Source organism: Nocardia sp. NPDC004415 (genome assembly GCF_053602435.1).
In genome coordinates this window covers 1-5291 of sequence record NZ_JBSGDP010000115.1, presented here as the reverse complement: position 1 = coordinate 5291, position 5291 = coordinate 1, and the positions used below count along the sequence as shown (strand labels likewise).

8 protein-coding genes are annotated in these 5291 nt (G+C 72.0%); 4 read left to right on the top strand and 4 right to left on the bottom strand.

The window, feature by feature from the left end; genetic code table 11:
* Positions 1–90: 90 nt before the first annotated feature.
* A complete protein-coding gene (locus ACWEMY_RS29010; RefSeq protein WP_452392573.1) occupies positions 91–756 on the bottom strand; it encodes a DUF3515 domain-containing protein in 666 nt (221 codons plus the stop codon).
* A gap of 122 nt (positions 757–878) precedes the next feature.
* On the opposite strand from ACWEMY_RS29010, the gene ACWEMY_RS29005 reads away from it, so the two are divergent.
* Genes ACWEMY_RS29005 through ACWEMY_RS28995 form a run of 3 tightly spaced genes read left to right on the top strand, consistent with a single transcriptional unit; the run spans position 879 to position 2879 of the window.
* The gene (locus ACWEMY_RS29005; protein WP_452392574.1) at positions 879–1883 is read left to right on the top strand and encodes a thiamine-phosphate kinase; all 1005 of its coding nucleotides are present in this window, start codon (positions 879–881) and stop codon (positions 1881–1883) included.
* A gap of 11 nt (positions 1884–1894) precedes the next feature.
* Positions 1895–2578, top strand: coding sequence for a uracil-DNA glycosylase (locus ACWEMY_RS29000; RefSeq protein WP_336081389.1), 684 nt, complete (start codon positions 1895–1897; stop codon positions 2576–2578).
* Between the two features lie 49 nt (positions 2579–2627).
* Positions 2628–2879 (top strand): hypothetical protein, encoded by a 252-nt coding sequence (locus ACWEMY_RS28995; protein ID WP_452392572.1) that lies wholly within the window; start codon positions 2628–2630, stop codon positions 2877–2879.
* Between the two features lie 7 nt (positions 2880–2886).
* Here the strand turns inward: ACWEMY_RS28995 and ACWEMY_RS28990 are convergent, their stop codons facing one another.
* From ACWEMY_RS28990 to rpmB, 3 genes are all read right to left on the bottom strand, one after another.
* A complete protein-coding gene (locus ACWEMY_RS28990) occupies positions 2887–3678 on the bottom strand; it encodes an enoyl-CoA hydratase/isomerase family protein (protein ID WP_452392571.1) in 792 nt (263 codons plus the stop codon).
* Positions 3679–3687: 9 nt separating this feature from the next.
* A complete protein-coding gene (locus ACWEMY_RS28985) occupies positions 3688–4149 on the bottom strand; it encodes an N-acetyltransferase family protein (RefSeq protein ID WP_452392570.1) in 462 nt (153 codons plus the stop codon).
* A gap of 81 nt (positions 4150–4230) precedes the next feature.
* A complete protein-coding gene (gene rpmB, locus ACWEMY_RS28980; protein WP_011210730.1) occupies positions 4231–4422 on the bottom strand; it encodes a 50S ribosomal protein L28 in 192 nt (63 codons plus the stop codon).
* Between the two features lie 261 nt (positions 4423–4683).
* Between rpmB and ACWEMY_RS28975 the strand changes: the two genes are divergently transcribed.
* Positions 4684–5291: DAK2 domain-containing protein (locus ACWEMY_RS28975; RefSeq protein ID WP_452392569.1), on the top strand; the 608-nt coding region annotated here is incomplete at its 3' end.

Genomic DNA, 5291 nt, shown 5'->3' with positions numbered 1-5291 from the left:
GTCACGGCGAAGCCGAAGTATCGCCCTTCGGATGCGAGGCCCACAGGGCCGAAAACCCCGCGGCGCCAGCCGCCTATGTCACAGCCACAGTCACAACTCGCCGGGGGTCGGTTCGCGGGCGGGGAGGGTGGCGCTGATGGTGTCGGAGACCGTCTGGATCGGGCCGGTGCCCGAGTTGTCGGGGACCGTCAGCGCGATGTAGGTCTCGCGGTCGACGGCGAACCAGGTGCCGGTCTGGGCGACCTCGTCGCGGACCTGGAACCATTTCACACCGTCGATGACGGTCAGCGCGGCGGCGCGGTTGAATTCGAGCGGGCGGTCCAGGCCGCAGCGCAGCACGATCGGGTCGCCGCCGTCGGGGAGCTGCCAGGCGCGGGTGGCCTGCGGTGCCGGTTCCACGAGGGTGGATTTGGTGTAGGTCTCGCCGTTGCCGGGGAGTTCGGCGGGCAGGGCGGGCAGCAGCGCGTGGCAGGCGGGACCGTCCTGGGCGGGGGCCGGGACGGGGCCCAGCGCGAGGGGTTCGCGTTCGGTGGGGGCACGCAGGGCGATGAAGGCGGCGACGAGGACGCCGACGATCAGGACGACCGGCAGGGCCACGGCGGTGGCGATCAGCGCGGGGGAGTAGGGCGTCGTGGTGTCGGTGTCGGACTCGGTGGTGTCGTCGTCCTTCGACAGCGACACCGGCTCGGCGGTCTCCGGCGTGTCCTCGGGTGCCGTCTCGTCGCGTTCGTTCGGGTCCGACGAATCCGCCGCCATAGCCGTGGGGTCCTTTCCGCTCCGTGGTATCGGGTGCACCGTCGGTGGTGCCCGATCGCCTCCGAAAGGGTACCGTCGGGTCGATTTCGTCAGCGCGGCAGCACAGCGGGAAGGGGCCGGTCATCAGCGAGGACAGCCGGGCGCGAACGGTGCGCGAGGTCGGCGAGTTCGGGGTGATCGACCGGATCACCGCGGGCAGGCGCCAGGGTGCGCAGGTGCTGCTCGGCCCCGGTGACGACGCCGCGGTGGTGGCCGCGCCCGACGGGCGGTTCGTGGTGAGTACCGACATGCTCGTCGAGGGCAGGCATTTCCGGCTCGACTGGTCGGCACCCACCGAGATCGGGCGCAAGGCCATCGCGCAGAACGCGGCCGATGTGGTGGCGATGGGGGCGCGCCCCACCGCCTTCGTGGTCGCGCTCGGCTGCCCCGGTGACACCCCCGTCACGGTGCTCGAGGCCATCACCGACGGGATGTGGACCGAGGCGGGGCGCGCGGGTGGTTCCATCGCGGGCGGCGATCTGGTGCACAGCGATCAGCTGGTGATCTCGGTGACGGCCTTCGGCGATCTGGGCGGGCGGGCCGCGATCACCCGCGCGGGTGCCGGGCCGGGCGACATCGTCGCGGTGGCCGGTGAACTCGGCTGGTCGGGGGCGGGGCTGGCCGTGTTGTCCGGTGACGCGGACATCGCCGATCCGGTCTTCGCGCGCGCACTGGCCGCGCACCGGGTACCGCAGCCGCCGTACGGCGCGGTCGTGGACGTCTTCGGCGACACCGGACCCACCGCCCTCACCGATGTCTCCGACGGGCTGCTCGCCGATCTCGGCCATCTCGCGCGCGCCTCGGGTGTCGCGATCGACGTGCACGGCGCCGCGCTGACCGACCCGGAACTGGACGCGGTCGCGGCCCGGCTGGATACCGATGCGGCGCAATGGATTCTGGCCGGTGGCGAGGACCACGCCTTCGCGGGGACCTGGCCCGCGGGTACCGCGCTGCCGCCGGGCTGGCGGCCGATCGGGGTCGTCGCCGCAGGTGCTGGCGTCACCGTCGACGGTGCCGCGCCCAGCGGCGGGATCGGCTGGGAATCCTTCCACGGGTCCGGCGCCGCATCTGTCGGCCGGAAACGATAGGTTGTGCGGTCATGGGTGCCAAACCACTGTCGGAGATCATCGATCCGGGCTGGGCCCGGGCCTTGGAACCGGTCGCCGACCGCATCAGCGAAATGGGCGAGTTCCTGCGCACGGAGAACGCCGAGGGCCGCGGGTATCTGCCCGCCGGGGAGAACGTGTTACGCGCGTTCCAGCGTCCGTTCGACGCCGTGCGGGTACTGATCGTCGGCCAGGACCCGTACCCGACGCCAGGGCACGCGATGGGGCTGAGTTTCTCTGTCGCGCCGGATGTCTCGCCGGTCCCGCGCAGCCTGTCCAACATCTTCGCCGAGTACACCAAGGACCTGGGCTTCGACACACCCCGCTGCGGTGACCTGAGCCCGTGGTCGGATCAGGGTGTGCTGCTGCTGAACCGGGTGCTCACCGTCACCCCGGGCACCCCCGCCTCGCATCGCGGCAAGGGCTGGGAGGCCGTCACCGAGCAGGCCATCCGCGCGCTCGTCGCCCGGGACGAACCGCTCGTCGCCGTGCTGTGGGGTCGCGACGCGGGCTCGCTGAAACCGACCCTCGCCGAGGCCGACGTCCCCTACATCGAGTCGGCCCATCCCTCCCCGCTGTCCGCCTCGCGCGGGTTCTTCGGTTCGCGGCCCTTCTCCCGGGTCAACGAACTGCTCGACGAACTCGGCGCCGAACCAGTCGATTGGCGGCTGCCCTGACCCGGGGTGCCGTCCGCACCAGAGAAAAATGATGAAGGAGCACAACCCGATGCACAGCACGACCCTCCGCGCCGCCGTCGCGACCGCCGCCGTCGCCGCCGCCCTCACCGCGGGCGCGGCCCCGGCCTCCGCCGCGGGCCTGGCCCTGCAGCCCTACGACGAGCAGGCCGCGCCGGTGGCCACCACCCAGGTCGGCGAGGAATGGACCTCCACCGGCACCTCCACCATCTCCTCCGGCGTGAACGCCAAGGTGACCTGCCTGCTGCAGAACACCTTCAGCGCCCTCGGCGCGGCCTGCTGATCTCCGTTCAGGCGAGCCCGAGGTAGTCGGGCTTGCGCTTGGCCACGAAGGCGTCGACGCCTTCGGTGCCGATGGGTCCGTTCGCGGCGGCGGCGATGCTGTCGCGTTCGGCGTCGAGCTGCTGGTCCAGGGTCGCCGTGGGCGACTGGGCCAGCAGCTTTTTCATGGCCGCGTACGTGGTGCGCGGGCCGGTGACGAAGCTTTGGGCCACCTTCAGCGCTTCGGCGCGGACCTCGTCGTCGGCGACGAGCCGGCTCAGGATGCCCAGCCGCACGGCCTCCTCGGCGTCGAGCACGGCATCGGTGAGCAGGATCTCGGCGGCGCGGTTCGCCCCGACGATGCGTGGCAGCAGCCAGGACATGCCACCGTCGGGACTCAGGCCGATGCCAGGGTAGGCGGGCCGCAGCTTGGTCGACGGGCCACCGATCGCGATATCGGCGCCGAGCACCAGGCTCATGCCCGCACCGGCGGCCCAGCCGTGCACCGAGGCGACCACGGGCACCGGGACGGCGTCGAGCGCGCGCACGAAGTCGTGGAGTTCCCCGGCCAGCGTGTGCAGGAAGGCGCCGCGGTCCTCGGCGGCCGCGAAGTGGCGGACATTGCCGCCCGCGCAGAAGTTCGGGCCCGCGCCGGTGAGCAGGATCGCGCCCACGCCGGGATCGAGATCGCGCAGCGCGGCGGTGCCCGCGTTGATCAGGTCGAAGTCCATCGACGTGCCCGCCGCGGCGGTGGCGATGGTCAACTGCAGCACGCCGTCGACGAGCTGGGCGGCCGGAACCGGTTCGGTGGTACTACTCATGGCGTCACCCTAGCGAGGGGTGCGGCGCCACAGTTGTTCGGGCAGCAGGGTGAACGGGTCCACGCGGTGCACGCCGGTGTCGGCGAAGCCGTGCCTGCGATAGAAGGCGTGGGCGCGCGGATAGCCGGCGAAGACCCACAGCGTGCACGGCGAGGCGGGGGCGGCCTCGGCGATGAGGGTGTCGGCGACGCCGGTGCCGTGCCAGGCCGGGCGGACATAGAGGGCATCGAGTTCGTGCGGGCTCGCGGCGGCGAAGCCGATCAGCTCGTCACCAGCGAGAGCGACCGGTATGCGGTGGGTGCCCTCGGTCCGGCGGCGCTCCCAGGTGAGGATCGAGCGGTCCAGGTCGAAACCGGCCAGGACGTGCGCCGGGACGAGGGTGCCGTAGGACTCGCGCCAGGTCGCGATGTGGCAGGCGGCCAGCGCGGGAACACGGTCGGCGGTCAGCGGCTCGAGCCGCCAGTCAGGCACGACAGCACCCTACGACGACAAAACCCCGGATCGCCCACGAGGGGCGCCGGGGTGGTGTCGGCAGAATGTACGGGCTGAGAATCAGCCGCGGACGACCTTGCCCGCCTTCAGGCAGGAGGTGCACACGTTCATCCGGCGGGTGTTGCCAGGGGCAACCTGCGCACGCACGGTCTGGATGTTCGGGTTCCAGCGACGGTTGGTGCGCCGGTGCGAGTGCGAGACCGACTTCCCGAAACCGGGGCCCTTGGCGCAGACGTCGCAAACGGCAGCCATGTCGCGAGCTCCTTCATGTCATAAGCGGTCAGCGCGCACGGATGCCCGCTGTACCGGAAACTGATGTCGTCAAATGCCTTGCCGACTCGCGTCGGCCAGCGCAGACCCGGAAGGGCCGCACGAGGCAACCCTGCAAGGGTAGCGGGCCGGGCCGTGAAGTTCCAAACCGGGTGTCCCGGTCGAGACACCGATCCGGCCGGAGGAGCGGCCCGTCCGCGGCGAGCATACCGCTGTCGGCGGCTGGCGCTAACCTGGCGTGCGATGCTCGGCGCGCGGGCGCCGGAAACGGGGAGAGAGGTGACGGTGTCGCACGTGCGGGAGGCCCTCGACGGCGCTTCGCTACTGACCTGGGCCCGAACCTGCCGCACCGACCTGGAACTACGCCGCGCCGAGATCGACGCCCTCAACGTGTTCCCCATCGCCGACTCCGACACCGGCACCAACCTGCTCGCCACCATGCGCGCGGCCGTGTCCGCCGCCGAATCCGTCGCGTCCGGTCCGGTGCCGGTCGCCCCGGCCGACGCGGGTCGGGTGACACCCGACCCGATCACGAGCGGTGCCGCTGATCCCGCCGCGGTGCCGTCGGCGTATCGGATCGCGCGAGCACTGGCGCGGGGCGCGACGAGTGGGGCGCGGGGGAACTCCGGGATCATTCTCTCGCAGGTGCTGCGCGGGATCGCCGATGCTGTCGTCGACGGGCCGCTGACCGGCCAGCGGCTGCGGGTGGCCCTTCGGCGTGCGGCGATGCTGGTGCGCACCGGGCTCAGCGCACCGGTCGAGGGCACGATCCTCACGGTGCTCGACCGCGCCGCCGTGGCCGCCGACGCCGCCGAGGACCCATCACTGGTGACCGTGGCGCGGGCCGCCGC

Bases quoted from the DNA above. Each gene is read 5' to 3' on its own strand.
- ACWEMY_RS28995 (WP_452392572.1), top strand. From the start codon at position 2,628: ATGCACAGCACGACCCTCCGCGCCGCCGTCGCGACCGCCGCCGTCGCC.
- ACWEMY_RS29000 (WP_336081389.1), top strand. From the start codon at position 1,895: ATGGGTGCCAAACCACTGTCGGAGATCATCGATCCGGGCTGGGCCCGG.
- ACWEMY_RS28990 (WP_452392571.1), bottom strand. From the start codon at position 3,678: ATGAGTAGTACCACCGAACCGGTTCCGGCCGCCCAGCTCGTCGACGGC.
- ACWEMY_RS29010 (WP_452392573.1), bottom strand. From the start codon at position 756: ATGGCGGCGGATTCGTCGGACCCGAACGAACGCGACGAGACGGCACCC.
- rpmB (WP_011210730.1), bottom strand. From the start codon at position 4,422: ATGGCTGCCGTTTGCGACGTCTGCGCCAAGGGCCCCGGTTTCGGGAAG.